This is a genomic window from Paraburkholderia sp. GAS33, from assembly GCF_050436645.1.
Lineage (GTDB): Bacteria > Pseudomonadota > Gammaproteobacteria > Burkholderiales > Burkholderiaceae > Paraburkholderia > Paraburkholderia phenazinium_B.
This window is the reverse complement of record NZ_JBNDMP010000003.1, coordinates 514844-539511: the sequence shown is the minus strand read 5'-3', so window position 1 is coordinate 539511 and position 24668 is coordinate 514844. Positions and strand designations below refer to the sequence as shown.

Sequence of the window (24668 nt, the reverse complement as noted above, 5' to 3'; positions counted from 1 at the left end):
CGGCGCAGGCGTATGGAAGGGGACGTGAGGTCGATATCATGCCACCGCGCGAGCGCGCACGCTTGACCGGAAAACGTGATTTTCTGCAAAGGCCGGTTTGGCCTTGTCAGCTTTGCAAGCGCGCCTCGATCCGCTCAATCAGGCTCCCAGTCCAGCGGCGCAGCGCGGTATTCGAGGCCGCTAGCGCCGTCGAATATCCGATCACCTCATACACCTTGCTGCGCTGGATCTTTGAGACCTTCGCCGGATCGAGCCACGCCTCGTTTTGAACCAGCAGGAGCAACGTCTCCAGACCGATCAGCACCGGCCACAAACACGCCAGGCGCAAGCGAATGGACAGGCGCGGGATCGCCAGCGTGTAGTCGACGGCCTCGCGGAAGTGTGCCAACGACATCCGCACGAGTTCGAATAGCAATGGCTGCGCACGGACCGAATTGCCGGGCTCCAGCAGGTCCCGCGGCGTGAGGCCGAAGCGATCCAGCATTTCGGTGGGAAGGTAGCAGCGGCCGATCCGCAGATCCTTGCCGCAATCGCGCAGCACGTTGGTCATCTGCAGCGCTTTGCCAAACCGCACTCCGCGTGCGAGCATCGTTTCGGGCTCAGCTTTGAGCGTCCCCGGCAGGTGCGCGTATGTCATCCGGGTCCAGAACTCGCCCACGCAGCCCGCGACCAGATAGGTGTAACGATCCAGCTCCGACACATGCTCAAGCGCGACAATCTGGCCGGAACGCTCGTCCGGGAACGTGCGCAGGTCGAACTCCATGCCTTCCGTTAGCGTCGAGACAATCTCGCGTACGGCCGTGCGATCCGACTCGTTCAACTGCGACAGAATGGCGAGCGCCGGTCCAAGCAATTCGAGCAACACCTTCTCATCCGATTGCGTCTGCTGGCCCGCCACTTCGACGGACATCCGCTGCAAAAACGTGCCTTCGTCAGCCGCACCGTTGACCTGAGCGCGCAGCGATAGCAGCAGTTCCAGACGTTGCTCCGGCGGAATCAGCGAGGTGTCCGCGATCGTATCGGCGGCGCGCGCGAGCAGATACGCGAGGCCGATTGGGTCGCGCATTCCAGCAGGCAAGATACGCAGCGTGAGGTAAAAGGAGCGAGAAACGCCCTTTAGCAGCGGACCCAGGAGATAGGTCCGGGTAGGATTCAGCATGAATGGATCAGGTCGGTTTGGGGCAATTTGGGCGCTGCCGAATTGTATCCTGCAAAACGCGACCGACCCGTCGGCGCCGCCGCGCAGGCCTGCTGGCCTCGCGGCGGGCGCCGGTTTCTTACGCGATCGGCTTGCCGGTCTTGGCGGCTGCCTTCTCCATATGGCCGCCGAAATCGTGCCGCATTGCCGACAGCACACGGTTAGCGAAATCCGCCTCGCCGCGCGAGCTGAAGCGGGCGAACAGGGCCGCGCTCAGCACCGGCACCGGCACGCCTTCGTCGATCGCCGCGTTAACGGTCCAACGCCCCTCGCCCGAGTCCGACACGCGCCCAGAGTACTGTTCAAGGCCTGCGTCGCCGACCAGCGATGCAGCGGTCAGATCGAGCAACCATGAGCCGATCACGCTGCCGCGGCGCCAGACCTCCGTGATTTCCGGCAAATTCAGGTCGTACTGATAGAACTCCGGGCCGTGCAGCGGCGAGGTTTCCGCATCGATTTCCGCAGTCTTTTTGCCGGCGTTGGCGTTGTGGAGGATGTTCAAGCCCTCCGCGTAAGCCGCCATGATCCCGTATTCGATGCCGTTGTGAACCATCTTGACGAAGTGGCCGGCGCCTTGCGGCCCGCAATGCAGATAGCCCTGATCCGCCGTACCCGCGTCCTTGGGACGTCCGGGTGTCGGGACGGCCGCGCCCGGTCCCGGCGCCAGCGTCGAGAAAATCGGCGCGAGGTGTTCGACGATCGGCGTCTCGCCACCGATCATCAGGCAATAGCCGCGCTCGCGGCCGAACACGCCGCCGCTCGTTCCGACGTCCACATAGTGAAGCTTCTTGCTACCCAGTTCGTTGCCGCGGCGAATGTCGTCGTGATAGAACGAGTTGCCGCCGTCGATCACGATGTCGCCCGGCTCGAGCAAGGGCGTCAGTTTCGCCAGCGTCGAATCGACCACCGCGGCCGGCACCATCAACCAGACGGCGCGTGGCTTCGCCAGTTGCTTGACCAGATCTTCGAGGGACGAGGCTCCCTCGATGCCGCTGCCACTCTGCTTGAGTTTCTCCACCGCCGCCGGCGCTACGTCGTAGACCACGCAGGTCTGACCACCGGCGGTCAGACGCCGCACCATGTCGGCGCCCATGCGCCCCAATCCAATCATGCCTAGCTGCATCTCTCACTCCTTACGTTGCGATACCGCGCTGGCTGCTGCCGCGGCCGTTCAAGCAGTTGTGAAGCAGAACCGCCGCTGCATGCGCTGCGTTACGAGGCAACGAAGCTCACATGCGAAAACGGGGATTCTGCGCGGTCGTACCGTAGTACGTTAGTCGTCACTTGCCGCTTTTGCAGGGAATCTTTTTCCGAACGATTCCCGGCAGAAGTCTGGCGCGCCGCAGTTCTTGCCGGGGATGCCGATGCGCCAAGAAGACGCAATGCGCCGGATTGCGGGTCAGCGCAACAGTGAGACAGGGGGAGGAGGGAAGGCGTTCAATGCTGCGGCGAGCGTGCTGAAGAATGATGCGGCTCGCCGCCGCCGAAAGTTGGACTAGCTTAAGCCTTCTGCGGCCATAGCGTGCGGCCAAAGAAAGTCAGAGCGCGGTCCCAGGCCAGTTGAGCCCAGACCGGATCGTACTGGGTCTCCGCGATACGGCCGGGTCCGACCGCCGTCTCGTTGGCGAACGCGTGGTGGGCCTGGTAATGGTACGACTCGAGATCGACTTTCGCGTTGCGCAGCTTGGCTTCGACCGCCTCGACCGCATCAGGCGGGAAAAACGCGTCTTGCGTAGCCCAGTGCGCTTGCACCGGCACCTTGATGTTGTCAGCCTGGATGTAGTCGAGCGGCGGGCAGCCGTACCACACCACCCCGGCGGACAATTCGGGAATCTGGCCGAGCGCCAGCAGCGTCAGCGCGCCGCCCATGCAAAAGCCGGTGACGGCCACACGGTCCGCGTGTTGCTTCAGGTATTCAACGGCGCCGCGAATATCCTGGGAAGCGGCGTCGCCGAAGTCGAGGCCGCTCATCAAATGGTGCGCTTCTTCCTTCTCGACCGTCATCTTGCCGCGGTAGAGATCGGGAACGAGCGCCAGATAGCCGGCTTGCGCAAGGCGGTCGGCCACGCCGCGAATCTGGTCGTTCAAGCCCCACCATTCCTGAATCACAACAATGGCGGGAGCACCTACGGGGTTCTGCGGCTTGGCGAGATAACCTTCAACATCCTTTCCATCGGGACGGCGGAAGGTAATCATGGATCCTGGTGAATATGTCATCGAGCGGTCCTCGGTTGGGCGAAACGCATAGCATAGCGTTTGTCGTGCGGGGACGCTGGCGGGCGGTGCAGGTTGCGAATGTCACAATTCACGTCACTTCACCCGCGCCAATGTCGCGCCAATGTAATAGCCCGCTCCGGGCACGCCGTCACGCACAACCCGCAGGAACGGCATGCATCCGCATTCGGCGTATAAGCGACCTTCAGACCGTGCACCCGCAGCTTGAATTTATTCAACATACCTAACTGATTGTAATCTTCAGCGTCGATCTTACGAATCTCGAACACGTTCTCAGGGCAAACCACCGCGCAATCGCCCTTCCCTTCGCAACGCCTGAAGTCGACCACCGGCGCAATCACGCCCGGTGCCTGCTTGCAGGCGGCAGCTGTCGATGTCTTGCTCACGATGGGTTGTCCTCCTGCGACTGCGCCCTGCGGTCCCGGGGCGAGAAGCCCTTGAGGAAATTCTCGCGTTCCTCCGGCGTCATGCGCTCCCAGCGGCGCCAATGTCCGCGTCCACCGCCGTGCCAGCCGCCACGGCCGCGGAACCCGCCGAACAGGATGCGGCTCAGCACCAGCAAACCTATCGCGTGCAGAAAATCAATCGAACGGCCGCCGACGAATATCGCCGGGATCACCCAATTCCATAGCGACATTACGATCCATCCAAGCACCGCGATCGCCACCAGGGCCAGCAGTGCTTTGCCGAAGCATCTCACTTTGAATCTCATCACCTGCTCCTTTAAATTTCCAGTTCGTCATACACGGCTTGCAGGCTGGCACGCAGATGCAGCACCGCATAACGCTTGCGTGCGAGCAGCGTGTTCACGCTGACGCCGCTCTCGCCAGCCAGTTCCTTGAAGCTGCGCCCTTCGAGCTCGTGCGCGACAAAAACGTCGCGCTGATTGGCCGGCAGTTCGTCGAGCGCGGCTTGTAGCGCATCGAGCAGCGCCGACCGCGCATAGGCCGCCTCCGGGCCGGCATCCTGTGACGGCAGCGCAAGGTCGAGCCGGTATTCGCTTTCGTCATCCGGCTCTGTGGCGGGTTCGACCAACGGCAGTTCCCGCCTCTTGCGAAACACGTCGATGATGCGGTTGCGCGCCACGCGGAACAGCCAGGCGCTGGCCTGTTCGATCGGCGCGGGCAGCCGGTAGGCCTGCACGAACTCATGAAAGACATCCTGCAAGATGTCTTCCGCGTCGCTCGGATCACGCACCCGGCGCCGGATGAAATGCCCAAGCCGCGTACGCTCACGCAAAATGGTTGCAGTGAGGTCGTTGTCTCGTTCGAGCATCGGGTCCGGGGGCGGCGGCGTTTCCATACGTCTGTAGACGACTGGGGAGCGGGGATATTGTGGCGGGCAGAAAATAATGCGTTTTCTGGCGCGAGCCAGGGTTGATAAGTCCCGCAAGCCTAGGTGCCGGTCCGCTCAGGCGGCTGAGCGGTTAGCCGGTCACCCGCCGTTGGCAGAGGTCTGCGCCGGCTGGCAGCACTCGCGACGATCCGACTTGATCAGCGACAGCAGACGCACGTCGTGAAACGCGTCTTTCCAGTAGCCCCATTGCCGCATTACGCCTTCTTCGACAAACCCCAGGCTTGCCAGCAGCCCCGCTGACGCATGATTATCCAGGTCCGTTGTCGCCTGGATGCGGTTCATCGCGAGCTGATCGTAGGCGTAGGTGATTGCGGCATCGAGCGCTTCGCGCATCAAGCCCTGACGCCAGTACCGGCGCTCCAGTTCGAAGCCGAGACTTGCCGATCGGAACGCGAAGTTGAGCCGGAATCCGCAGGTCCCGATGACGCATCCATCGTTCGTGGACACGATCGCCCAGCGGATGCCCGTTTGTTCAGCCGTGTCCTGCATGAGCCTCGCCACCACGTGCTCGGCCTGTTCGAAGCGGGTCAGCGGCGCCACGTCGTAGAAGCGCATCACTTCCGGATCGGACCAGATTTCAAAGATGCGCTGCGCGTCGGAAACGTCGAGCGGACGGAGCTGGAGGCGCGCCGTCGCAGGGAGGTGCAGATTGGGAAAGGGTGCGGTCATCCGCACAGGATATCAATCTGTTCCTCTTCAGTGTCACCACTCTGGAAACGGATCGGCAAACTTGCACTTGCGCGCGGTGTCGCTCCATTCGTCGAGGAAAACACGGAATCTTCGAGTCTTCAGTCGGCACACTCCACGTAAGCTTTGCGCGAGGGAGCGCCGTGCCATATCGCCTAACGCGCACGCAGAAGCTTCGAGGGGAGTGTCAATTAGACGGGAGACGAGAAAGCCATGCAGCTGGACGCTGCACGCTATTTACTTGCATACAGGTAGCGATTGACTTCGGTGAGCAGCGCCGACTGATACTGTTCCGGCAAACGGCTATCGTCGGCCAGCGACAACAGGAATTCGACCCTGTCACGGAATGACTTGTCGACTTCGTTACGCATCGTTTGGGGCAGATGACTCAGCAAGGCCGCCAGCAATTCGCCGATCACCGCAATCCGTGCGCCTTGCTGGATCACCGCATTGCCGTTGGTTTTGGACAAGGTGGCAAGCAGATCAATCAACTCGTCGTCGCCTTGCTGCCCCTGCGTGGGCTCGACCAGCCCGTTATCTCCGGGCGAAACTGGATCGATCTCTCGTCTGTCTTGCATGCTGCTGATTCCCCATCAAGATGAAACTGTTTCTATAAAACATACGTTCACCGGCAAAATCGATTCAACTGTTACATAATCGAATCAATGATTTCGGTATTTTTTACCGCATATCCCAATTGCCTATCGGGAAGGCCGTGATGCAAAATGGCCCTACCCGGACGATCCCATACGCGAGGCCCTCTGGCAGGCCCTGACTTCACGATCATGTTTACGACGAACCAGTACAACTCTTAAGCCAATAATATGCAATATGGCGAATTTTACGAGTTAAATTGGGAAATCCTCATATAAGCGGAAATATGATTCGGGATATCCTTACTGCAAATCAGGAAATGCCTACTTCGATTTAACAATATGCGTATTTGATATTCTGCCGGTCATGTGAGCCTTCCAACGTGGAGTGGAACGTTCACCGACACCGTGGTGCCCGCACCCGGCGCGCTGTCGATCCGCAATGAAGCCCCAATCAGACGGGCACGTTCGCTCATGCTCAAAAGTCCATACGAATAGCCGTTGCGCGCCGTCTCCGGCTCGAATCCGCAGCCGTCATCGTTGACGTGCAGATCGAAGCCACGTTCGGTGCGCGTGAGCGTGACATGGACGTGCGAAGCCCGGGCATGGCGGCCCACGTTAGTGAGCGATTCCTGAACGACGCGAAACACTGCGGTTGCATGCGCTTCGGGAAGCACCGGCTCGCTGCCGTTCATACGAAACAGACACGGTATCGTGTTGCGCCGCGCGAAATCTTCGGCAAGCCATTCGAGTGCCGAGGCAAGACCGAAATTGAGTGCGGCAGGGCGCAAGTGATTGGCGACGTTGCGCACCATCCAGATCGTCCGGTCGACGAGCACGTGCATGTCGGCCACTTTCTCAAGCAGATCCGGTGCGCTCAAACGCATCTTCAGCAACGACACGTCCATCTTTAGCGCCGTCAGCAGTTGCCCCAACTCGTCGTGGATTTCCAGGGCAATGCGTTTTCTCTCGTCTTCGCGCGTCGCTTCCATGTACGCGCCGAACTCACGTAATTTCTCGCGCGACTCGAGCAGTTCCTGTTGATTCGCCCTGGTACGCACGCGCTCATTCGTCTGTGCGTTCAGATCATCCTTTGCCCGAGCGAGTTGTGTAGCGAGTTGAGCTACGCGCGCCTCGAGTTCATCGCGGATCAGATGCGAGCAATAGAGGTGCGTGCTCAATGCGTTGAGGGCCAACACGACACGGTCGAGTTCGTCGAGCGTCGTGGTGCGGCGGCGTGCGAGCGCGAGCGGGCGCGGGCGTAACGCTTCGCGATAGTCTCTGCTGCGGGCCGCTAGCGCAATTACGCGCAGATGCCGCACGATAAGTCGATCCGCCGCGCAAGCCACCAGCAACGCCACCGAAAAGATGCCGGCACCCTGGATCGCGAAGAGTTTCGCCGCCGCGCGCGCGAACTCGACGCCAGTGCGGTGATCACGATACAACTGTGGCGCAGTCGAGCTCACGGTCACGATGCAGCCAAACGCGAAGGCGACGACATACAGCCGCAGCGCAACGCTGCGACGCAAGCGCTCGACCAGTCGGTACTGTGGGATATCCACGAGCCGTTTCATGCCCGGCCCTTCACGGCCAGTGGAGGTGGCCGGATTGAGTTCTGTTGCTTGACCATTCTTCGCGAGAAACACCGGGATATGGCGGAGGTGCCGGCTTAGGGCGCATTGCTACCCTTGAGCACCGGCTCCACGAAACGCACACCCCGTGCCGCGCGCTACGCGCGAACCCGCTTATTCAGCAGCGAGTCCGTGTCTGACCGTATAAAGAATCAATTCCGCATTGTTGGCGAGACCGAGCTTTTGCATGAGCCGCATCTTGTGCGTGCTGATGGTTTTCGCGCTCAGCGCGAGGGTCTCGGCAATCTCGTTGATGCTTGTGCCTGCGGCCAGCATCTGCAGCACCTGAAATTCGCGGTCGGACAGAACCTCATGCGGCGGCGCGTCGCCCGAGTGCGTCTCGAAGATGATCGCGTCGACCAGCTTCGGGTCGATAAATCGACCGCCCGCAGCCAGCTTGCGAATCGCGGCCAGCAGCACATCGGGGTCGCTGTCTTTCGTCACATAGCCCGTCGCACCGGCACGCAGAGCACGCGATACGACCTGCGCCTCGTTGTGGATGCTCAGCACCAGCACCGGCAACGCAGGCTGCTCGACGCGCACCCGCCGGATCAGATCGACGCCGCTGATGCCTGGCATCGTCATGTCCAGCAGCAGCAGGTCTACTTCGCAGATACGCAGCTTGTCGACCACTTCAGAGCCTTGCGCCGCTTCTCCGGTCACGACGATATCGTCGGTGGTAGCGATAATCTGTTTCAATCCCCCGCGCACAATCGCGTGGTCATCCGCAATCAATATTTTTATCATCAATTTGATCCGCCAGCCGGCGGAATATGTCCGGTCAGCTTGACCTTAACCCGAGATTGCGTGCACGAGTTCCCTGTTAGCCATTGGCAGGCTGCGATCCGGCAATGGTGCGTCCTGCAGAATTTCGTCTGTCCAGTCTGCCAGTTCGAACAGCGCCTGCTCGGTCTCGGCGTCGATCGTTTCAAGGTGCGTCCTGCGCAGTTCCGATAGCGTCTTGTGGAGACGCCGGACTGTCGCAGGCCGGCTATCCATGAGCGGCCAGCAGTGCAGCAGATAAGTCAGCGCGGTCGTGCTTCGACGCTGGCACCAGATATCAAACAGGCGCAGGCAAATCGCGTTGATATGCTCAATCGCATTTTCACGTTCGGACAGGCGAGAAATCATGGTCGCCACCACTGATTGGTTTTCGATAACTGATACTAGGCGGTGGGCCCGACCGGCGCAGTCAGGAAGCGTGGAAATTGCGCGACGGGGACGCTGAACCGAAGGTAAGGAAATCCTTAGGCGGAAAATCCCTACAAGAATTCCAGCAACGCCTGACGCGAAAAGCCCTTTAGCTTCGATCATTTGAAACCGTATACCTGTAGAGACTTGCTGGATCAGCAGACGCCTTAATGTCGAATGAAACGCTGCGGAATTCGAAGTGATTTCTTACAGGAAGTGATTTCTTACAGGAAATGAAGTGAACAAGTTCGTCCACACCATCAGGTTCAAGATCATCGTGTCGCTTGGCGCATGCGTCGCCGTGAATATCGCGGTCGGCTTGTCCGGCGCAAACGGACTGGCCAGATTGAACTCGAACATGAGTGATACCTTCTCCACCGCCGTGCTCCCGATCGCCCAGCTTTCGGATGTGCGCGCCGCGGAGCTGGATATCCGCGCCAAGCTTCGGCGCATGCAGGTGACCAGGTCGCCTGAAGATGTAGCGAAAAACGCCACGACCGTCGAGGCCGATCTGGCCATTATCGACAAGCAGTGGTCCACATACTATCCGGCAGGCGTATCCGGCGACAAGGAACGTGCGGTTGCCGACCAGATCGCGAGCGGCCTGAAGGACTTTCAGGCGCAGACCAACGAAGCCGTTTCGGATTTCAAGGCCGGCAACTTCGATGCCGCCGGCGACGTGATCAACCGGAGCGCCGACGCGGCCGATGCGGTCGCCGGCCTGCTCAGGGATGACTCGCAGATCAACGTAGAGGAAGCGAAGCAGTACTCCGACGACGGCGAGTCGTTGTATAGAACATTGCTGTCGATCGCCATCGTCCTGGTGGGTATTGGTCTCGTCGTTGCTATTGGCGTTTCGGTCTATCTGTTGCGCGTGATCTTGCGACCTCTCCGAAAAGCGATCGACGCAGCAAACCACATCGCTGACGGGCAATTGGACAACCGCATCGAGAGCGACTCACGCGGCGAATTCGGTGAGCTTCTCGACGCGCTCGGCAAAATGGACCGGAATCTTAGCAACACCGTACGCGGAATCAAGACGTCCACCGAATCGGTCAGCGTAGCGGCGCGCGAAATAGCGAGCGGCAACACCGATCTTTCTTCGCGCACGGAAGAACAGGCGGCGTCGCTCGAAGAAACGGCGGCGAGCATGACGCAGTTGACCGAAACGGTAAAGCAGAACGCGGACAATGCACGCCAGGCGAACACCTTGGCAACCCGGGCCACGGACATGGCCGATACCGGCAACGACTCTGTGCAGACAATGGTCGGCACCATCGGCCAGATCAGCAGCAGTTCGACCAAGATCTCCGAGATTACCGGAGTCATTGAAGGCATTGCTTTCCAGACCAACATCCTGGCGTTGAACGCAGCCGTCGAGGCTGCACGCGCCGGCGAACAGGGCCGGGGCTTTGCCGTAGTCGCCAGCGAAGTGCGTAGTCTGGCTCAACGCTCGGCTGCAGCAGCGAAGGAAATCAAGGAACTGATCAGCTCATCCGTCACGATGATTCAGGACGGCGCGAAGCAGGCGACCGAAGTCAGCACGACCATGGGACAGGTCAAGCAGGCGATCAAGCAGGTTTCAGACATTGTCGGCGAGATCACGGCCGCATCCGAAGAGCAAAGCCGCGGTATCGAACAGGTGAACCAGGCTGTAGGCCAGATGGACGAAGTCACCCAGCAGAATGCAGCGCTCGTCGAACAGGCGGCAGCGGCGGCCCAGTCGCTCGAAGAGCAGGCTAACAGGCTAAAGGATGCGGTCTCGGCATTCAAGCTGACCGACACCGGGACATCCGCGCCGATCAGGACGATTCCGCAAACCAGGGCTCGCCCGGCACCTTCACGCGTTGTCACCAGGCATCGGGCAACGCCCGCAAGATTGGCAGATGATCGCCCCGCTACTGCAGACAAACACCCGGACACGGCAGGCGCCGCTACGGCGGATGCGGACTGGGCGACCTTCTAAACCGTTCTCTCAGGTTCTGGTATAGCCCTCGTAAAGCGCCAGAACCTTTAGCGGCGTCGTGCGTTGCACGACGCCGCTTTTTTAACATCGATGGGGTGCCGGACGGCAGGTCCATGCGGGGCCAGACGCGCCCTTATCACCGCGCGGGCGGCTGCGGGTTGTTCGCCGGATTGGTATCGAACTTCACCACGCTCTCTATCCCGCCAAGGCCGACAAGGGCGTCGAGTTCCGCCTGCAAAGGATCGGCGCGCTCCTTGCTGTAGACCTCTTCTCCATCTACGTAGAGCGTAAAGGATCGCAGATAGCGGGCCTTTTTCTCAGGCTTCTCGATAGTCTCTTTGGTCCAATGGTAGAGCGGATAATTTTCGACGCCGCGTTTTTCGGCCTCACTAACGTAGTCGGCAAACGCATCGAACTGACACTTCAACGACGCGTTGTGTTTGCGCAGAACATCGCCAAGCAGTGCGTATGATTGGCTCGCGGGATCGCCGCGCAGGCTCGCCGCAAGCTCTGGGGAAACAGCGATTCTTAGTTGGAACTGCCAGGTATTTTCCATGGCCGGCATTTCAAAGATCGCTCTGCGCGAAGTTCAATTCCACCCCGTTGCCCGCTGGATCCTTAAAGAACAACTGCCGCTGCCCGGTTAACGGCACATCGTCTTGCCGATATGGGATCTTCAGTTCAGTCAGATGTGCTTCGAACCCGCGCAGGTCGCGGCAGGTGAATGCGACGTGGTCGAACGTGTTGGTCACGTTGGGAGGACGTACTTCGTCCGCGTCGGCTTCGGAAAGGTGCAGCACGGCCTCGTCGCCGATATAAAGCCAGTATCCAAAGTTCTGAAACGGCGGTCGGGTGCCGGGTTGCAACCCCACCACCTCGATATAAAAATTGCGCAGGGTATCGAGTACCGCGCGGCTGGCCCGAAGGTTGTAGTGACTGAAGCCTAGAACGGACATGCTGTCTCCTCCCTGGCGAGCCGGTCGCAACCTGCACTGGCTTTGCGCCATCCAAAACGGTAGATCGGAGACGAAACTCTATCACTGAGCGGCATGTGACGCGATCAGGCGCCAGACCATCCGCTCGAGCGAGCGACCGGTCTGGGAACAACTCAACTCAAACTCAGGCTTGCGGAGCTGCGCTGTCCGCATCCGTGTCAGACGCCTGTTGCTCGCTGCCCTCGCCTTCTTTCTTCTCAGCGAGCGACTCCAGCGCGCCAGCGCCTTTGAAGCCGGCGACTGCTGCGATGCCTTTTGTCAGCAGACCCGCATCCGGATCGACTTTTTCAGCTGCTTCTACTGCCACGACTGCGCCTGCAATCTCACCTACCGTATCCAGAATACCCATGGCAATCACCGTATATGTTGAAGGTCGATATGAATTCGCTGATGGCAGTTCGCCGCACGCCATCCGCAACGACGATAGCATCTCAGAATGGGCAAAGCTGTAAAACATTGTCAACTTCCGACGCTTCAGACGCGGCGTTGCCGGATCATCGCAAACCGCTAATCGCGTAGCATGCACGCCATCAAATTGAGCAGACCACTGAGCCGCATCGAGATTACATTTTCCATTCGATGTGACACGCCGCGCTACTCAAGTTCGGTCTTGAACAACGCATTCAGCAGGTTCGACGCGGGCCGCTCGGCAAGCCGCGTGAGCGACTCGATCATCTCGACCTGGCAGTCCTGCAGCGGAATCATTCTGATGCGGCGCGATTCGTTGAATTCCGCGGACGCGATCACGCCCACGCCCATGCCCTGCGCGATCGCTTCCTCTAGCGCCTCGCGGCCGTCCACGTACATCACCGGTTCGACCTGCAACGACTGTCGCACCAGTTCGATCTCAAGCAACTGCTGCGTCACCGATTGCGCTTCCCGGAAGATCACAGGCTCCTTGACGAACTCCGCGTAGGTCAGCTTGCGCTTCTTCGCGATTGGACTTGTGGCGGGCACCATCGCGACCAGTGGATCGCGCCGCAATATGCGCGATTCGAGCCGGCTGTGGACCTGCGGCGCGGCGGTAATGGCCGCGTCCACCGCGCTCGATAGCACGCGCTGCATGCACTCGGCTGCGTTCGCGATCGACAGCGTCACCACGATGCCAGGGTACTGCTTGCGAAACGCGCCGATCAGTTTGACCGCGAGGTCAGGCGCGTCCGCCACGAGCGACAGCGTGCCGGAAGCCAGTCCGCCCGCGGAATCGAGCAATTGACGAGCGTCGCGCTCGCAACTCAGCATTTGCCGCGTCACACTGAAGAGGCGCCGTCCAAGCTCGGTCGGCTCGACGCCACGAGGCCCGCGATCAAACAGCTTGACCCCAAAATCCTGCTCGAGCCGCCGCACGTGATCGGAAATGGCCGGCTGCGTCAGCGACAACGCCTGCGCCGCCTTCGAAAACCCGCCGTGCTCCGCGACCGCGTGAAACGCCCGCAATTGAGCGTATTGCATCTGCGTCTCGTCCTAGGCTATAAATTTCAGTGATATACACATCGATTATATCGATTTTACCGATGAACCCGGATTCTGTACTCTGCCAAGCACTGAGATCCTCATCGGACGTCAAGCATGGACACCCCAGTCGACCATTCCGTTACTTCGTGCGCCGCCCCCGCCAAAGGGGAGCCGTATCTGTTGACACCGGGACCGCTTACCACGGCGCTCTCGACCAAGGAAGCGATGTTGCGCGACTGGGGATCGTGGGACGGCGATTTCCGCGCGATGACCGCGCTGCTTCGCCGCCGCCTCCTCGAAATCGCCGGCGACACCGCCGGTGACTACGATTGCGTGCCGCTGCAGGGCAGCGGGAGCTACTGCGTCGAAGCCATGCTCGGCAGCCTGGTCCCGCGTGACGGACATGCGCTGGTGCTGGCGAACGGCGCCTACGGCAAGCGCATCGCCACCACGCTCGGCTATCTGGGCCGCCGTTGCACCGTGCTCGACAAGGGTGACTATCTGCCGCCGCGCGGCAGCGAAATCGAGCGCATGCTCGACGCCGAACCAGGCATCACACACGTTGTCGCCGTGCACTGCGAGACCAGCTCGGGGATTCTCAACCCGCTCGAAGAAATCGCCGCAGCCACAGCAAAGAAAGGCCGCAAGCTGCTGATCGACTCCATGAGCGCGTTCGGCGCAGTGCCGCTCGATGTGCGGCATCTGCAGTGCGAAGCGTTCGTTTCGTCGGCAAACAAGTGCATCGAAGGCGTACCGGGCTTCGGCTTCGTGATCGCGCGCAAGAGCGCGTTGCAGGAGGCGAAGGGCCGCAGCCATTCGCTGAGCCTCGACGTGTACGACCAATGGGACGTGATGAACCGCACTGGACAGTGGCGCTTCACACCGCCCACGCACACCGTCGCGGCATTCATCGAGGCGCTCAGGCTGCACGCCATCGAAGGCGGTCAGCCTGGCCGGCTGGCACGCTACGCCAACAACCGCGATGTGCTGGTCGCCGGCATGCAGGAACTCGGCTTCGAACCGCTGCTCGACGCGCACTGGCGCTCGCCGATCATCGTGACGTTCTTTGCACCCGCGGATCCGGCGTTCCGGTTTGAGCAGTTCTACGAATTGATGAAGCAGCAAGGTTTCATCATCTACCCAGGCAAGCTGACCGTGGTGGACAGCTTCCGCGTGGGATGTATCGGCCAGGTGGACGCGGATGTCATGCGACGCGTCGTCGTAGCGAGCGCTCAGGCGTTGCGCACGATGGGCGTGGAGCACGCCGCGCCCCCGGTCGCCGCGCTCAATGAACGCCACCTGCTCGCCGAACAGGTTTGAAATCGACGGCCCAGACTCTTCTCAGGATGCGACATCAATGAAACACGTAAAAGCAGTAATCTTCGATTGGGCCGGAACCGTGGTCGACTATGGTTCGCTGGCGCCGATGGGCGCGTTTGTCGAGACATTCGAACAGTTCGGCGTGTCGATCACCATCGACGAGGCGCGCGGGCCGATGGGTATGGCCAAGCGTCCGCATATCGCCGCGCTGATGGCCCTGCCGAGGGTGTCGCAGGCGTGGGCCGACAAATACGGCCGCGCGCCGACCGAGCGGGATATCGACGCCGTCTACGACGTCTTCGTGCCGAAGAACATCGCGGTAGCCGCAAGCTATAGCCAGGTGATCCCGGGCGTCGCGGACGTCACGACGGCGCTGCGTTCTGAGGATATCCGCATCGGTACGACGACGGGCTACACGCGCGAGATCATGGCTGAGATCACGCCGGGCGCTGCTGCGCAGGGGTTTTCACCCGATAGCCTCGTTTGCACCGGCGATACGCCGGAGGGACGTCCTTCGCCGTACATGATCTACAAGACGTTGCCGCAACTCGGCGTATGGCTCGCGAAGAATGCGATCAAGGTCGACGATACCGAAGTGGGCATCGAAGAAGGCATCAACGGCGGAACGTGGGCGGTGGGCGTGGCCGTGAGCGGCAATGCGTTCGGGATGGCCGAAGCCGATGTGAAGGCGCTGGCGCCTCAGGAATTTGCCCAACGCCGCGCCGCGGCAACCCAACGCTTGAGCAATGCAGGCGCACACTATGTGGTCGACAGCGTCGCCGATCTGATGCCGGTGGTGTACGACATCGAGGCAAGGCTGGCGCGCGGGGAACGGCCTTAAGAGTTCGTGAGGACGCCTGAGGTCGATCAGGCACTCCGCATCAGTAACAAAGCCCGCCTGGATAAACCAGGCGGGCTTTGTCGTTTCGATGTCCGCTATCTGCGAACCGCAGCTTAGAACTTGTGACGGATACCGATCATGCCCATAGCCTGTTTGTTGGTGGACGCGTCGTTACCGAAGTCGCCCATCGACGCCACCGCTGCGACCACGTCGCCCGACGATGCGCTGATCGTATTGCCCGATGCCTTCTGATAACCGGCCAGCGCATAGATGTCCGTATGCTTCGACAGGAAGTAGTCGGCGCCGAAGCTGAACTGGTTATACGACACTGTCACGTTGTTGCCGCTGCCCTTCGTGTAGTCGTAGCCCACGCCCAGAACCATCGCCGGTGTCAGCTGATAGTTCACGAACGCCTGGCCCGTGTTGAACTTCGTGTTGTTCTGGTCACCGAAAGAAGTCGTGTAGTTGTTGTACTGCACGTTGCTATACGAAACGCCGAACGTGAAATTCCGGAACACGTAATCGCCCGCGGCGCGGATGATCTGCATCGAGTTCGCCGAGACGAACCCACCAGAGATCGCTTCCGAATCCACCGCAAAGCTGGCTGCATCCGGGTTCAGGCCGTCGAACGATGCTGCCGTGCCGTGATCGCTATTGGCGTGGAAGTAACCTGCGGCGAAACCGAACGGACCGTGGTTGTACGCGAGAGCCGCCGCGTAGGTCTGGCCACTCGCGGTGCTGCCAGGCACACCACCGAACGCATACATGGCGGAACCTTGCAGGCCTGCATAATTCGGCGTGGTGTACTTGATCGAGTTGTTGGTGCGATAACTATTGTCGTAGTTGTCGATGTCGCCCGGCGTGGCGAAGGTCGGACCGAAGGTGTCGTCGTTCGTCAGCGGCTGGATCAGGTCGATCAGCGGATCGTACTGACGGCCGAGCGAGATCGTGCCGGTGTTGTCACCCGTCAAACCGACCATCGCGGTACGGCCGAAGATGCGCGAACCCTGGCCGAGACGGCCATTGTCGATGTTGAAGCCGCTTTCCAGCTTGAAGATGGCCGACAAACCGCCGCCCAGATCTTCCGTGCCTTTCAAGCCCCACAGGTTAGGCGAAATATTGCCTGCCGCCATCTCGAAGGTCCCACCCGAATGGTTGGTGCCCTGCTGGTTGCCGAAGTACGCAATACTCGTATCGAGCGCGCCGTACAAGGTGACGCTGCTTTGCGCATGGGCGATCGACGTCATGGCTGCGAGAGACGCGACTGCAAGAATTGTTTTTTTCATGAAAATTTATCCAATTAAAGATATTGGTCTCGATTTACTATCCCGCGAGACGATTCGCAAACCGAAGGCTATTGCGCTCAAGCCTGTACTTTCAACGCGACATTAATGTCCGGATAACAGCTGGTTGATGTTTACAGACCTGATCGACTACCGCGGCGCAAATATATCTGATGGTTTCATGATAAAAAACAGACCCATATTGAAATTCTATCTTTCAGCAACCTGAAAGGATTGGAAACCCTACACAGAGGGGATCTCCGGTTTTTTTCCATCTCCTGCGCAGCGATTTATTTGGCAGGTGTTGGATGATTGCCACATGTGAATACTTCGTCTGGAACCGAATCTCGCGCCGCGAAATATCGTTCAGCAAGCCGTCATTTTGATCACGTATTTAATACGTCACATGCACTCTGAAAACTCGAAAGACGTTATCAGATACGCGCTTTAGTTTTACCGATCTATCGCGCAGAAAAAGTCGCTCTACGCTCCGACGCGTGGCGTCCACAGTCGGTTGGCGATAAAAAATGGCGACGCTAGAATCGGTCGACGGGGAGTCTGGCAGGCCAGCCAATTCACACGTTGTCGAGGAGCTAACGTGGAAGTCAAGTGGATCGAGGATTTCATCGCGCTCGCGCAGCACCAGAGCTTTTCGCGCGCGGCGGAAGTGCGCAATGTCACCCAATCCGGGCTCAGCCGGCGCATTCAGGCGCTGGAACAGTGGATCGGCGCTGAACTGATCGACCGCAGCACCTATCCGCCCACGCTTACGCCCGCTGGCGCGTTGTTCCGGGAAGCCGCTGAGGACATCCTGGGCAAGCTGTTCGACACGCGAGCGATTATCCGCAGCGAGCAGCGCATGCCCGGGACCGGATTGCAGATCGCCGCCGGCCACGCCATCTCCGTTGGCTTTGTGCCGGACTGGCTGCGCTCGCTGCAAAGCCGCTTTAGCGGACTGCGTGTAAGGATTGTCCCGACCAACGTCCACGATTCGATTCTGATGCTGGTGAACGGTAACTGCGAGCTGATGCTTGCTTACGAGCACCCTGACCTGCCCCTGCATCTCGACGCCACGCGCTATCCTCACCTCACCGTCGGACACGACGTCTTCCTGCCCGTCTGCGCACCCAGCCAGCGCTCGACACCGTCGTTCCGTCTTCCAGGGACGCCGGGCCGTCCCTTACCGTTGATTGGCTATAGCGCGACCACCTACTTTGCCCGTTGCCTGCACCTGCTGCTGCACAGGGCGACCAAAAATCCAGCACTGACTCCGCACTTCGAATCAGATATGGCGGATGTGCTAAAGAAACTCGCGCTTAACGGCGAAGGCATCGCCTGGCTACCGCGTAGCCTGATCGAAACAGAGTTGAATAGCGGCACGCTCGTGACCGCCGGCGACCGTACGTGGCAACTCGATCTGCAATTGCGCCTCTACCGCGATCGCAACAACGAGATGCCTCTCGTGAAGGACATCTGGGAATACCTGGAGTCCCGCATCGAGGCTTGAGGCACGCCAGGGCTCCTTTCACGATATCTATGCGGCTGCCGCATAGTGCAATGTCAAGCCCGCATCACGTTCATTTTTTTCGTCTCTAGTATCCGTCCAAGTCTTCTCATCACCGCGATTCGGTCGCGCGAGAAGGCGATATGCACGCTTTTGTATAGGAAGCCGTGCGGAAGCGGATGTTCGTCCTAGTCGACGAAAAAAAGGACAGCTATGAAAAATCGCCTTACGCTTTATATCGCCGTCGGCATGGTGCTCGGCGTCGCAGCAGGCTACGTGTGTCACGCCGGCGCCCCCGATGCTGACTCGGCAAAAACCCTGGCCGGCTATTTCTCGATCATCACGGATATCTTTCTGCGGCTGATCAAGATGATCATCGCGCCGCTGGTTTTCGCCACGCTCGTTTCCGGACTGGCTGGCATGGAGAGCGGTCAGGAGGTCGGGCGCATTGGACTGCGTACGGTCGGCTGGTTTATCTGTGCGTCGCTCGTGTCGCTCGCCCTCGGATTAGTACTCGCCAATGCTCTGCAACCGGGCGCAGCGCTGCACATGGTGGTGAGCGGCAGCGACGTGAACACCGGCCTCAATACCGCGGGGTTGAACTTCAAGGACGTCATTACCCACGCGTTTCCGACCAGTCTGCTGGATGCGATGGCGCGCAACGACATCTTGCAGATACTCGTGTTTTCGCTGTTCTTCGGCCTGGGGCTAGGCGCGCTAAAGCACGACGCACGCGTAAAGGTGGTTGTGCAGGCAATCGACGGCATGGTACCCGTGATGCTGCGACTCACCGATTACGTCATGCGCGCTGCGCCGTTTGGGGTGTTCGGTGCGATCGCGTCCGCCGTGACGCTGCGCGGCCTGGGCGTATTGCTTACTTACGGTAAGCTGATTGGTTCGTTCTACCTGGGTCTTCTACTGCTGTGGACGCTCCTGATTGGCGTGGGTTACCTGTTTCTGGGCAAGCAGATCGGAGGCTTGCTCAAGGCTGTGCGCGAACCGGCCATGCTAGCGTTTTCGACCGCCAGCAGTGAAGCGGCCTATCCCCGCCTGACCGAGCAACTCGAGAAATTCGGCATCGACAAGAAAGTAGTTGGATTTACGCTACCGCTGGGCTACGTATTCAACCTCGACGGGTCTATGATGTATCAATCGTTTGCGGCAATTTTCATTGCCCAGGCCTTCGGTATCGACATGCCGCTGTCGCAGCAGATCTTCATGCTGCTAGTGTTGATGCTAAGCAGCAAGGGCATGGCAAGCGTGCCGCGAGGGTCGGTTGTGGTGGTCGCAGCCGTGGCACCGCTGTTTCACTTGCCCGCCGAGGGGGTCGTATTGGTCCTCGCGATCGACCAGATTCTCGATATGGGACGCACGATGACCAACGTGATCGGCAACAGCGTGGCGACTGCCGTGATCGCAAAATGGGAGGCGCGCCGCAGCAGCAGCGAAGTTGTCGCTCCCACCCCGCAGTTTGAACAACTTCAGAGCGAAGTCCAATGACAGCAAGGAAGTTAGCTAACAGGCGGGTGTTTGGCGTGATCGGCGGGCTTGGGCCGCTCGCCGGCGCGGATGTACTTTTCAAGCTGATTCAGGCAAGTCCCGCGCATAGTGATGCGGAGCATTTCGACGTCCTGTTCGAACAGCGTCCGTTTCGCAATGCAAGCCCATCTCGCGCCGCGACGACAGAGCGGAAGCTGTATATCTTCGACATGATCCGCGATTTCGAAAAGCGCGGCGTCACGAGTGTTCTTCTGCCTTGCTTTTTGAGCCACACGTTCATCGATGAGTTGCAGGAGAACACGTCGGTGCAGATCGTCGACATGCTGGATGCGCTGCGTTGCCATGTAGCTCGCTCGTTTCCATCGGCGCGGCGCGTGGGTGTATTGACCTCGGACTACATTCGCGACGAGGGGCTTTTTGAGCGGTACTTCCGGGCACCGGAGTTCGAAGTGCTGCATCCGCGTCAGCGTAGTTCAGCTGATATGGATCCCGTCACCGAAGCTGTCTATGGCGAGGCTGGGATCAAGAGCGGCAACCTTGGTGGACGGCCCGTCGAACTATTGCGCGAGGCGTGTCAGGATCTGATCGCGCAGGGGGCGGACGTGATTTTGCCTGGGATGACTGAAATTGGTCTCGTGTTGAGTCAGATTGCGGCGCTGGACGTCCCGATCGTCGATTCGAACCTGGTGTACGCGCAATACGCGTCTGTAGGGCAATCCTTTAGCCACAACAACCGTGCGTTCAAGGTTGGCGTGGTGGGTGGTGTCGGTCCTGCTGCCACCGTTGACTTCATGCAAAAGCTGGTGCGTAGCACGCCGGCGACGCGTGATCAGGAACACATCAAACTGCTCGTTGAACAGAACCCGCAGATTCCGGATCGGACGGAGAATCTGCTGGGTGACGGGCAGGACCCGACGGTGTCGTTGTACGCGACGTGCAAGAAGCTGGAAGCGGGGGAGGTGGACATTATCGCCATCCCTTGCAATACCGCTCATGCGTTTGTCGAACGGATACAGCCGTATCTGAACGTACCGATCGTCAATATGCTGACGGTGAGCGTCGAATATCTGAAGCTGGCGTTTCCCGATCTGCGTGAGGTTGGGTTGCTTGCTACCACTGGGACTATCAGGAGTGGGGTCTATAAAAAAGCATTCGAGGCGCGTGGGCTGAGGCAGATCGTTCCGAGCGATGATCTGCAGATGCGGGTGATGAATGCGATTTATGGGGAGTGTGGTGTTAAGGCGGGGTTTACTACTGGCGAGTGCCTCGACGATATTCGCGCAGCTGTCGATGAACTAAGCGGGCGCGGCGTTGAGGTAATTCTTCTTGGGTGTACTGAATTGCCGTTGCTGCTGCCTGAGGCGAAGATATATTCGGGTGGCGGTCGGGCTGTGAGGCTTGTGGATCCGACTGAAATCCTTGCACGGCGCTGTGTGGCTTATGCGCGTGGGGAGATGGGGGTGGTGCGGGCTTAGGGCGGGAGAGCCATAGGGGATTGAGTATCCCCCGGACAATGGCTCGCCAGGAACATCAAGCACCGCCCACGCCCCGCTCATCGCCCCAAAAACACGTCTCTGTAAGCGCCATAAATCGACAGCAGCGGCAATGCGGTCAACAACGGCGTCAACACCAATGCACGCAACACCAGCGGAACCATCGGTGCGAACAGCACGGCCACCGTCATCGCCGCGAAGTACATCACCATCACCGGCCAGTTGCGCGCCGCGCCATTCAGACTTGCGAGCATTGCTCCGTGCGGCGTCATGTTGTGCAAGATCACCAGAGCCGGGGCAAAGCAGGCCGAAGCAATCGCGACGGCGAAAATGGACACCCCCAGCAGCGATTCGAGCGCACCGCGTACGCCATGGTCGCCGCCAAAGCTGATCGAGACGTTATGCACCCCACTCGCCGTAACCGACACGTTCAAAGACAGATGGAACGTTGCCAGCAGAACCACATAGCCGATAGCAACGATCGCCGCCCCATACAAACCGATCAGACATAACGCGTTGCTGCGCCGAATCAGCGCCGCAAACGTCTCGCGCAGCGACACCGGTTGCCCCTTGCTAGCGCCGTCCTGCACGAACATCAACCCACCCATCACGAGTGGCGCCAGCAGCACCGCCACTGGATACAACTGCGGCACAAACCCCAGCAACGTCGCGAGATCGGCGCAGACCAGCAACACGCTAAGCCACAGCACCGGTTGCATGCTCGCGACGCGCACGCCACTCCTCAGCCAATCGGAAATATGCAGAGGGTTGACCTCCCTCCCACCGGAAAAAGGTAGTCCCGACAGACGATGAAGACGCGTTTGCTTAGAAACGTCGCTCGGAAAATCGATGTTCATGACAGTTTCCTCAGTGAAAACGAAGCGTTGTTATTCGTACTCCTACAAACTGAAAATCAGGTTCATCGCCGTCCGGGTATTGCCTCTTCTTTCCCCAGCATCCACGGGTATCGTCCTGGCCTGCTGTTACTGCTAATCTACGGATCATTGCGGACAAAGGTTGTCCGCATCTACGAAGGGCGACGCCGAAATGTTGCAAAACTCCACGAGACTGTTGCGTCTGCTGGGGATGCTCAGGAGTTCCCCGTCGTGGCACGGTGCCGTGCTGGCCGAGCGCCTTGGCGTCACCGAGCGGACCGTGCGTCGCGACGTCGACCACTTGCGCGGTCTGGGCTACCGGATCGGCGCGACGCCGGGGCCGGATGGCGGATATAGCCTGGAAGCCGGGACCACCCTGCCGCCCTTGCTGTTCGAGGAGGACGAAGCACTGGCCGTCTCGCTGGCGCTGCGAACGCTTGCTGCTAGCGGTGTGGAAGACGTCGAAGAGTCGGCGCTCTCCGCCCTCGTCAAGCTGGAGCATTTGATGCCTCCAGGCCACAACCGCAAGGCGAGGGCTTTTTTCGCATCTATCCAGAAGTTGGCCCAGACGGGCCCCAAGGTCGACCAGGCCGTGCTGGCTACGCTAGCCGGCGGGTGTGCGGACCACGAGCAATTGCAATTCAACTATAGGGATGGCAAAGCCCAGGTCAGCCAGCGCACGGTCGAACCTCAAGGCCTGGTCAACGCGGAGTCGCGGTGGTACCTCGTTGCCTGGGACGTCAGCCGGGCAGACTGGCGCACATTCCGTGTCGACCGGGTAGTTCCGCCGATTTCGAGCGGAGCGCGTTTCGAACCTCGTAATGGGCCGGACAAGGGTGATCTGGCTGCCTATGTCTCGCGCTCGGTTTCAACGGCGGCTTACCCGGTGCGCGCCAAGGTGATCCTTCACGCGCCGATGCAGGCGCTCGCCCAAAGCATCTGTCCACTCGTAGGGCAACTGGCACCGCTCGATTCGCAGCGCTGCATCGTGCATACGGGAGCGCATGATCTGCACACGATCGCATCCTGGCTGTGCACGCTGGAAGTCGAATACGATATCCAGGAGCCTCCCGAGCTTTTAGAGTTCCTGCGAGCAATGAACGCGCGCATCGACCGGACTTTGGGACGAGCTATAAAAGCAGCACATTAGGGCACGACGGCCATTACGCGCCCACGTCGCCCGCAACGAGTCCGCCAACACTCGCCAATCTCACGCTCACCTATCCATTTCGCATCTATCCATCAGACGGCGTCAGGATTTCCCTGGCGTGCAGTTCCTCAATCCTGAATCCTGACCAACTAGACAACTTTGGCATGCTTCGTGCGTTCAATCGCCGCCTACATGCATAGCGTGCGCTTAACCTGACCAACTGGTCGACATTGGGGCGCGAGCGCACTCGAAGCATGCAGCCTGTGCAATCTAGCGGTGCTTCTGCCAAGGACTGAAGAGACTTGCACGGCAGCAGTCATCGTAAATATTAATAACGGTAAGGATTCGATCAGATGATAACAATTAGGCATCCAAATGAAATAGCTGGAAATAAGTGGATGGCTGCCGTGAAGCGCCATTGCAAGCTTGCTGCCCTGATCGCAGCGCTCATGTCGGTCAGCCTCTTCGTAGTTCAAACAGCCAGGGCCGACGAGTCTACCGACCCGACTCTCGCGGAAAGCGGCACCGTCGTCCCCAATACCGCAGCGCAACCGGCCGCCGCGTCTCCTTATCTATCGTCATGGTTTCATCAAAGTCTCGGCGTGATCGGCTCAAAAGACATCCGCTTCGGACCTTATGAGACCAACGACATGTATCTGGAGTACGAGTACTTCGGCAGAAAAGGCCCGTTCGACCTATACGGGTATATCGACGCACCAAAGGTGTTCGGAGTAGGCAGTACGCATGACACCGGCATGTGGGACCGCGGCTCTCCCCTGTTCAGTGAGCAGGAACCGCGCGTATCGATCGACGACCTCGTCGGCAGGCACCTCGGTTTTGGTCCGTTCAAGGAATGGTATCTGGCGTTCGACTGGATCTATGACGAGGGCTACAACATCGGCGGCCGTCAGAACACCCTGTATAGCGGCATCGGCACGGATATCGACACGCACACGCCGTTGATCCTGTCCGCAAATCTCTACGTGCGCAGGCAATGGGAGAACTACGGCGCGGCGAATGAAAACTCGTGGGACGGCTATCGCGCCCAGATGAAATACATCTATCCGCTCGGAAGCTTTCATGGCGGCAATCTGACGTACGTCGGCTTCTTCAACTATGACTTCGGCTCGAAGCTGCGCGAGGAGACCGGCGGCACCAGCCGCACGGACACGGCCTTCGTCGAAACGAACGTGCTGCTCTATTCATTCACGCACTGGCGCTTCTGGGCCGCAGCCCGGTACTTCCACGATGGCGGCCAATGGTCTGGCGGCGATCTCGACTTCGGGAATGGCCCGTTTGCCAACCGCGCGACCGGTTGGGGTTATTACGCGAGTGTCGGCTATCAGTTCTGATCGTATGCTGCATCATCCGGCGCGATCGACGATCGCACCATGA

24 protein-coding genes and 1 pseudogene are annotated in these 24668 nt (G+C 59.7%); 8 read left to right on the top strand and 17 right to left on the bottom strand.

Annotation, left to right across the window (positions count from 1 at the left end; genetic code table 11):
• Positions 1 to 106 precede the first annotated feature (106 nt).
• The 11 genes and pseudogenes from P3T24_RS12700 to P3T24_RS12650 all read right to left on the bottom strand — a co-directional run bounded on the left by P3T24_RS12700 (position 107) and on the right by P3T24_RS12650 (position 9014).
• Positions 107 to 1159 carry a phytoene/squalene synthase family protein gene (locus P3T24_RS12700; RefSeq protein ID WP_429434988.1) on the bottom strand — a complete coding sequence of 351 codons (1053 nt, stop codon included), beginning with the start codon at positions 1157 to 1159 and terminating at the stop codon, positions 107 to 109.
• Positions 1160 to 1277: 118 nt separating this feature from the next.
• The gene (gene gnd / locus P3T24_RS12695; protein ID WP_074267102.1) at positions 1278 to 2321 is read right to left on the bottom strand and encodes a phosphogluconate dehydrogenase (NAD(+)-dependent, decarboxylating); all 1044 of its coding nucleotides are present in this window, start codon (positions 2319 to 2321) and stop codon (positions 1278 to 1280) included.
• 377 nt (positions 2322 to 2698) lie between these two features.
• Complete coding sequence (locus P3T24_RS12690) at positions 2699 to 3415, bottom strand: dienelactone hydrolase family protein (protein ID WP_429434985.1); 717 nt, start codon at positions 3413 to 3415, stop codon at positions 2699 to 2701.
• 98 nt (positions 3416 to 3513) lie between these two features.
• Entirely contained in the window at positions 3514 to 3819 is a 306-nt protein-coding gene (locus P3T24_RS12685; RefSeq protein ID WP_429434982.1) for a 4Fe-4S dicluster domain-containing protein, read from the bottom strand.
• Positions 3816 to 4145 (bottom strand): hypothetical protein, encoded by a 330-nt coding sequence (locus P3T24_RS12680; protein WP_074267099.1) that lies wholly within the window; start codon positions 4143 to 4145, stop codon positions 3816 to 3818. The genes P3T24_RS12685 and P3T24_RS12680 overlap by 4 nt, the downstream gene beginning before the upstream one ends.
• Positions 4146 to 4156: 11 nt before the next feature.
• Positions 4157 to 4735, bottom strand: a complete 579-nt coding sequence (locus tag P3T24_RS12675) for an RNA polymerase sigma factor (protein ID WP_429434980.1) — start codon at positions 4733 to 4735, stop codon at positions 4157 to 4159.
• Positions 4736 to 4867: 132 nt separating this feature from the next.
• Positions 4868 to 5458, bottom strand: a complete 591-nt coding sequence (locus tag P3T24_RS12670) for a GNAT family N-acetyltransferase (protein ID WP_429434978.1) — start codon at positions 5456 to 5458, stop codon at positions 4868 to 4870.
• A gap of 251 nt (positions 5459 to 5709) precedes the next feature.
• Positions 5710 to 6054, bottom strand: a complete 345-nt coding sequence (locus tag P3T24_RS12665; RefSeq protein WP_429434975.1) for a hypothetical protein — start codon at positions 6052 to 6054, stop codon at positions 5710 to 5712.
• Positions 6055 to 6434: 380 nt separating this feature from the next.
• Positions 6435 to 7187: pseudogene (locus P3T24_RS12660) on the bottom strand (sensor histidine kinase); the annotation flags it as partial.
• A gap of 627 nt (positions 7188 to 7814) precedes the next feature.
• Positions 7815 to 8447 carry a response regulator gene (locus P3T24_RS12655; protein WP_429287290.1) on the bottom strand — a complete coding sequence of 211 codons (633 nt, stop codon included), beginning with the start codon at positions 8445 to 8447 and terminating at the stop codon, positions 7815 to 7817.
• Between the two features lie 45 nt (positions 8448 to 8492).
• Positions 8493 to 9014, bottom strand: a complete 522-nt coding sequence (locus P3T24_RS12650; protein ID WP_429434973.1) for a hypothetical protein — start codon at positions 9012 to 9014, stop codon at positions 8493 to 8495.
• Positions 9015 to 9129: 115 nt separating this feature from the next.
• Between P3T24_RS12650 and P3T24_RS12645 the strand changes: the two genes are divergently transcribed.
• The gene (locus tag P3T24_RS12645; protein ID WP_429434970.1) at positions 9130 to 10857 is read left to right on the top strand and encodes a methyl-accepting chemotaxis protein; all 1728 of its coding nucleotides are present in this window, start codon (positions 9130 to 9132) and stop codon (positions 10855 to 10857) included.
• A 136-nt stretch (positions 10858 to 10993) separates the two neighbouring features.
• On the opposite strand, the gene P3T24_RS12640 is transcribed toward P3T24_RS12645, so the two are convergent.
• The 4 genes from P3T24_RS12640 to P3T24_RS12625 form a co-directional block, all read right to left on the bottom strand.
• Positions 10994 to 11413, bottom strand: coding sequence for a hypothetical protein (locus tag P3T24_RS12640; protein WP_074269278.1), 420 nt, complete (start codon positions 11411 to 11413; stop codon positions 10994 to 10996).
• A 10-nt stretch (positions 11414 to 11423) separates the two neighbouring features.
• On the bottom strand, positions 11424 to 11813 hold the full coding sequence (locus P3T24_RS12635) for a VOC family protein (RefSeq protein WP_074267093.1): 390 nt from the start codon (positions 11811 to 11813) through the stop codon (positions 11424 to 11426).
• 163 nt (positions 11814 to 11976) lie between these two features.
• Positions 11977 to 12201 carry a hypothetical protein gene (locus P3T24_RS12630; RefSeq protein ID WP_074269277.1) on the bottom strand — a complete coding sequence of 75 codons (225 nt, stop codon included), beginning with the start codon at positions 12199 to 12201 and terminating at the stop codon, positions 11977 to 11979.
• 245 nt (positions 12202 to 12446) lie between these two features.
• Entirely contained in the window at positions 12447 to 13304 is an 858-nt protein-coding gene (locus P3T24_RS12625; protein ID WP_429287293.1) for a LysR substrate-binding domain-containing protein, read from the bottom strand.
• Positions 13305 to 13421: 117 nt separating this feature from the next.
• Here P3T24_RS12625 and P3T24_RS12620 point away from each other — a divergent pair, with 117 nt between their 5' ends.
• Both P3T24_RS12620 and phnX read left to right on the top strand, forming a co-directional pair.
• Positions 13422 to 14627 (top strand): 2-aminoethylphosphonate--pyruvate transaminase, encoded by a 1206-nt coding sequence (locus P3T24_RS12620; protein ID WP_429434966.1) that lies wholly within the window; start codon positions 13422 to 13424, stop codon positions 14625 to 14627.
• A gap of 37 nt (positions 14628 to 14664) precedes the next feature.
• Positions 14665 to 15468: a phosphonoacetaldehyde hydrolase gene (gene phnX, locus P3T24_RS12615; protein ID WP_429434964.1), complete on the top strand. Its 804-nt coding sequence runs from the start codon at positions 14665 to 14667 to the stop codon at positions 15466 to 15468.
• A 113-nt stretch (positions 15469 to 15581) separates the two neighbouring features.
• On the opposite strand, the gene P3T24_RS12610 is transcribed toward phnX, so the two are convergent.
• A complete protein-coding gene (locus P3T24_RS12610; RefSeq protein WP_074267089.1) occupies positions 15582 to 16754 on the bottom strand; it encodes a porin in 1173 nt (390 codons plus the stop codon).
• A 595-nt stretch (positions 16755 to 17349) separates the two neighbouring features.
• Between P3T24_RS12610 and P3T24_RS12605 the strand changes: the two genes are divergently transcribed.
• From P3T24_RS12605 to P3T24_RS12595, 3 genes are all read left to right on the top strand, one after another.
• A complete protein-coding gene (locus tag P3T24_RS12605; protein ID WP_074267088.1) occupies positions 17350 to 18258 on the top strand; it encodes a LysR substrate-binding domain-containing protein in 909 nt (302 codons plus the stop codon).
• Positions 18259 to 18468: 210 nt separating this feature from the next.
• Entirely contained in the window at positions 18469 to 19755 is a 1287-nt protein-coding gene (locus P3T24_RS12600; RefSeq protein WP_429434960.1) for a dicarboxylate/amino acid:cation symporter, read from the top strand.
• Positions 19752 to 21230, top strand: coding sequence for an aspartate/glutamate racemase family protein (locus P3T24_RS12595; RefSeq protein ID WP_429434957.1), 1479 nt, complete (start codon positions 19752 to 19754; stop codon positions 21228 to 21230). Before P3T24_RS12600 ends, P3T24_RS12595 begins: the two co-directional genes overlap by 4 nt.
• Before the next feature lie 77 nt (positions 21231 to 21307).
• Here the strand turns inward: P3T24_RS12595 and P3T24_RS12590 are convergent, their stop codons facing one another.
• A complete protein-coding gene (locus tag P3T24_RS12590) occupies positions 21308 to 22105 on the bottom strand; it encodes a BPSS1780 family membrane protein (RefSeq protein WP_429434955.1) in 798 nt (265 codons plus the stop codon).
• Between the two features lie 190 nt (positions 22106 to 22295).
• Between P3T24_RS12590 and P3T24_RS12585 the strand changes: the two genes are divergently transcribed.
• The gene (locus P3T24_RS12585; RefSeq protein WP_429434952.1) at positions 22296 to 23273 is read left to right on the top strand and encodes a helix-turn-helix transcriptional regulator; all 978 of its coding nucleotides are present in this window, start codon (positions 22296 to 22298) and stop codon (positions 23271 to 23273) included.
• A gap of 398 nt (positions 23274 to 23671) precedes the next feature.
• The gene (locus tag P3T24_RS12580; protein WP_083611586.1) at positions 23672 to 24625 is read left to right on the top strand and encodes a nucleoside-specific channel-forming protein Tsx; all 954 of its coding nucleotides are present in this window, start codon (positions 23672 to 23674) and stop codon (positions 24623 to 24625) included.
• The last annotated feature ends 43 nt before the right edge of the window (positions 24626 to 24668 follow it).

Bases quoted from the DNA above. Each gene is read 5' to 3' on its own strand.
- P3T24_RS12700 (WP_429434988.1), bottom strand. From the start codon at position 1,159: ATGCTGAATCCTACCCGGACCTATCTCCTGGGTCCGCTGCTAAAGGGC.
- gnd (WP_074267102.1), bottom strand. From the start codon at position 2,321: ATGCAGCTAGGCATGATTGGATTGGGGCGCATGGGCGCCGACATGGTG.
- P3T24_RS12690 (WP_429434985.1), bottom strand. From the start codon at position 3,415: ATGACATATTCACCAGGATCCATGATTACCTTCCGCCGTCCCGATGGA.
- P3T24_RS12680 (WP_074267099.1), bottom strand. From the start codon at position 4,145: ATGAGATTCAAAGTGAGATGCTTCGGCAAAGCACTGCTGGCCCTGGTG.
- P3T24_RS12675 (WP_429434980.1), bottom strand. From the start codon at position 4,735: ATGGAAACGCCGCCGCCCCCGGACCCGATGCTCGAACGAGACAACGAC.
- P3T24_RS12670 (WP_429434978.1), bottom strand. From the start codon at position 5,458: ATGACCGCACCCTTTCCCAATCTGCACCTCCCTGCGACGGCGCGCCTC.
- P3T24_RS12665 (WP_429434975.1), bottom strand. From the start codon at position 6,054: ATGCAAGACAGACGAGAGATCGATCCAGTTTCGCCCGGAGATAACGGG.
- P3T24_RS12655 (WP_429287290.1), bottom strand. From the start codon at position 8,447: ATGATAAAAATATTGATTGCGGATGACCACGCGATTGTGCGCGGGGGA.
- P3T24_RS12650 (WP_429434973.1), bottom strand. From the start codon at position 9,014: ATGATCGAAGCTAAAGGGCTTTTCGCGTCAGGCGTTGCTGGAATTCTT.
- P3T24_RS12640 (WP_074269278.1), bottom strand. From the start codon at position 11,413: ATGGAAAATACCTGGCAGTTCCAACTAAGAATCGCTGTTTCCCCAGAG.
- P3T24_RS12635 (WP_074267093.1), bottom strand. From the start codon at position 11,813: ATGTCCGTTCTAGGCTTCAGTCACTACAACCTTCGGGCCAGCCGCGCG.
- P3T24_RS12630 (WP_074269277.1), bottom strand. From the start codon at position 12,201: ATGGGTATTCTGGATACGGTAGGTGAGATTGCAGGCGCAGTCGTGGCA.
- P3T24_RS12625 (WP_429287293.1), bottom strand. From the start codon at position 13,304: ATGCAATACGCTCAATTGCGGGCGTTTCACGCGGTCGCGGAGCACGGC.
- P3T24_RS12620 (WP_429434966.1), top strand. From the start codon at position 13,422: ATGGACACCCCAGTCGACCATTCCGTTACTTCGTGCGCCGCCCCCGCC.
- phnX (WP_429434964.1), top strand. From the start codon at position 14,665: ATGAAACACGTAAAAGCAGTAATCTTCGATTGGGCCGGAACCGTGGTC.
- P3T24_RS12610 (WP_074267089.1), bottom strand. From the start codon at position 16,754: ATGAAAAAAACAATTCTTGCAGTCGCGTCTCTCGCAGCCATGACGTCG.
- P3T24_RS12600 (WP_429434960.1), top strand. From the start codon at position 18,469: ATGAAAAATCGCCTTACGCTTTATATCGCCGTCGGCATGGTGCTCGGC.
- P3T24_RS12595 (WP_429434957.1), top strand. From the start codon at position 19,752: ATGACAGCAAGGAAGTTAGCTAACAGGCGGGTGTTTGGCGTGATCGGC.
- P3T24_RS12590 (WP_429434955.1), bottom strand. From the start codon at position 22,105: ATGAACATCGATTTTCCGAGCGACGTTTCTAAGCAAACGCGTCTTCAT.
- P3T24_RS12585 (WP_429434952.1), top strand. From the start codon at position 22,296: ATGTTGCAAAACTCCACGAGACTGTTGCGTCTGCTGGGGATGCTCAGG.
- P3T24_RS12580 (WP_083611586.1), top strand. From the start codon at position 23,672: ATGGCTGCCGTGAAGCGCCATTGCAAGCTTGCTGCCCTGATCGCAGCG.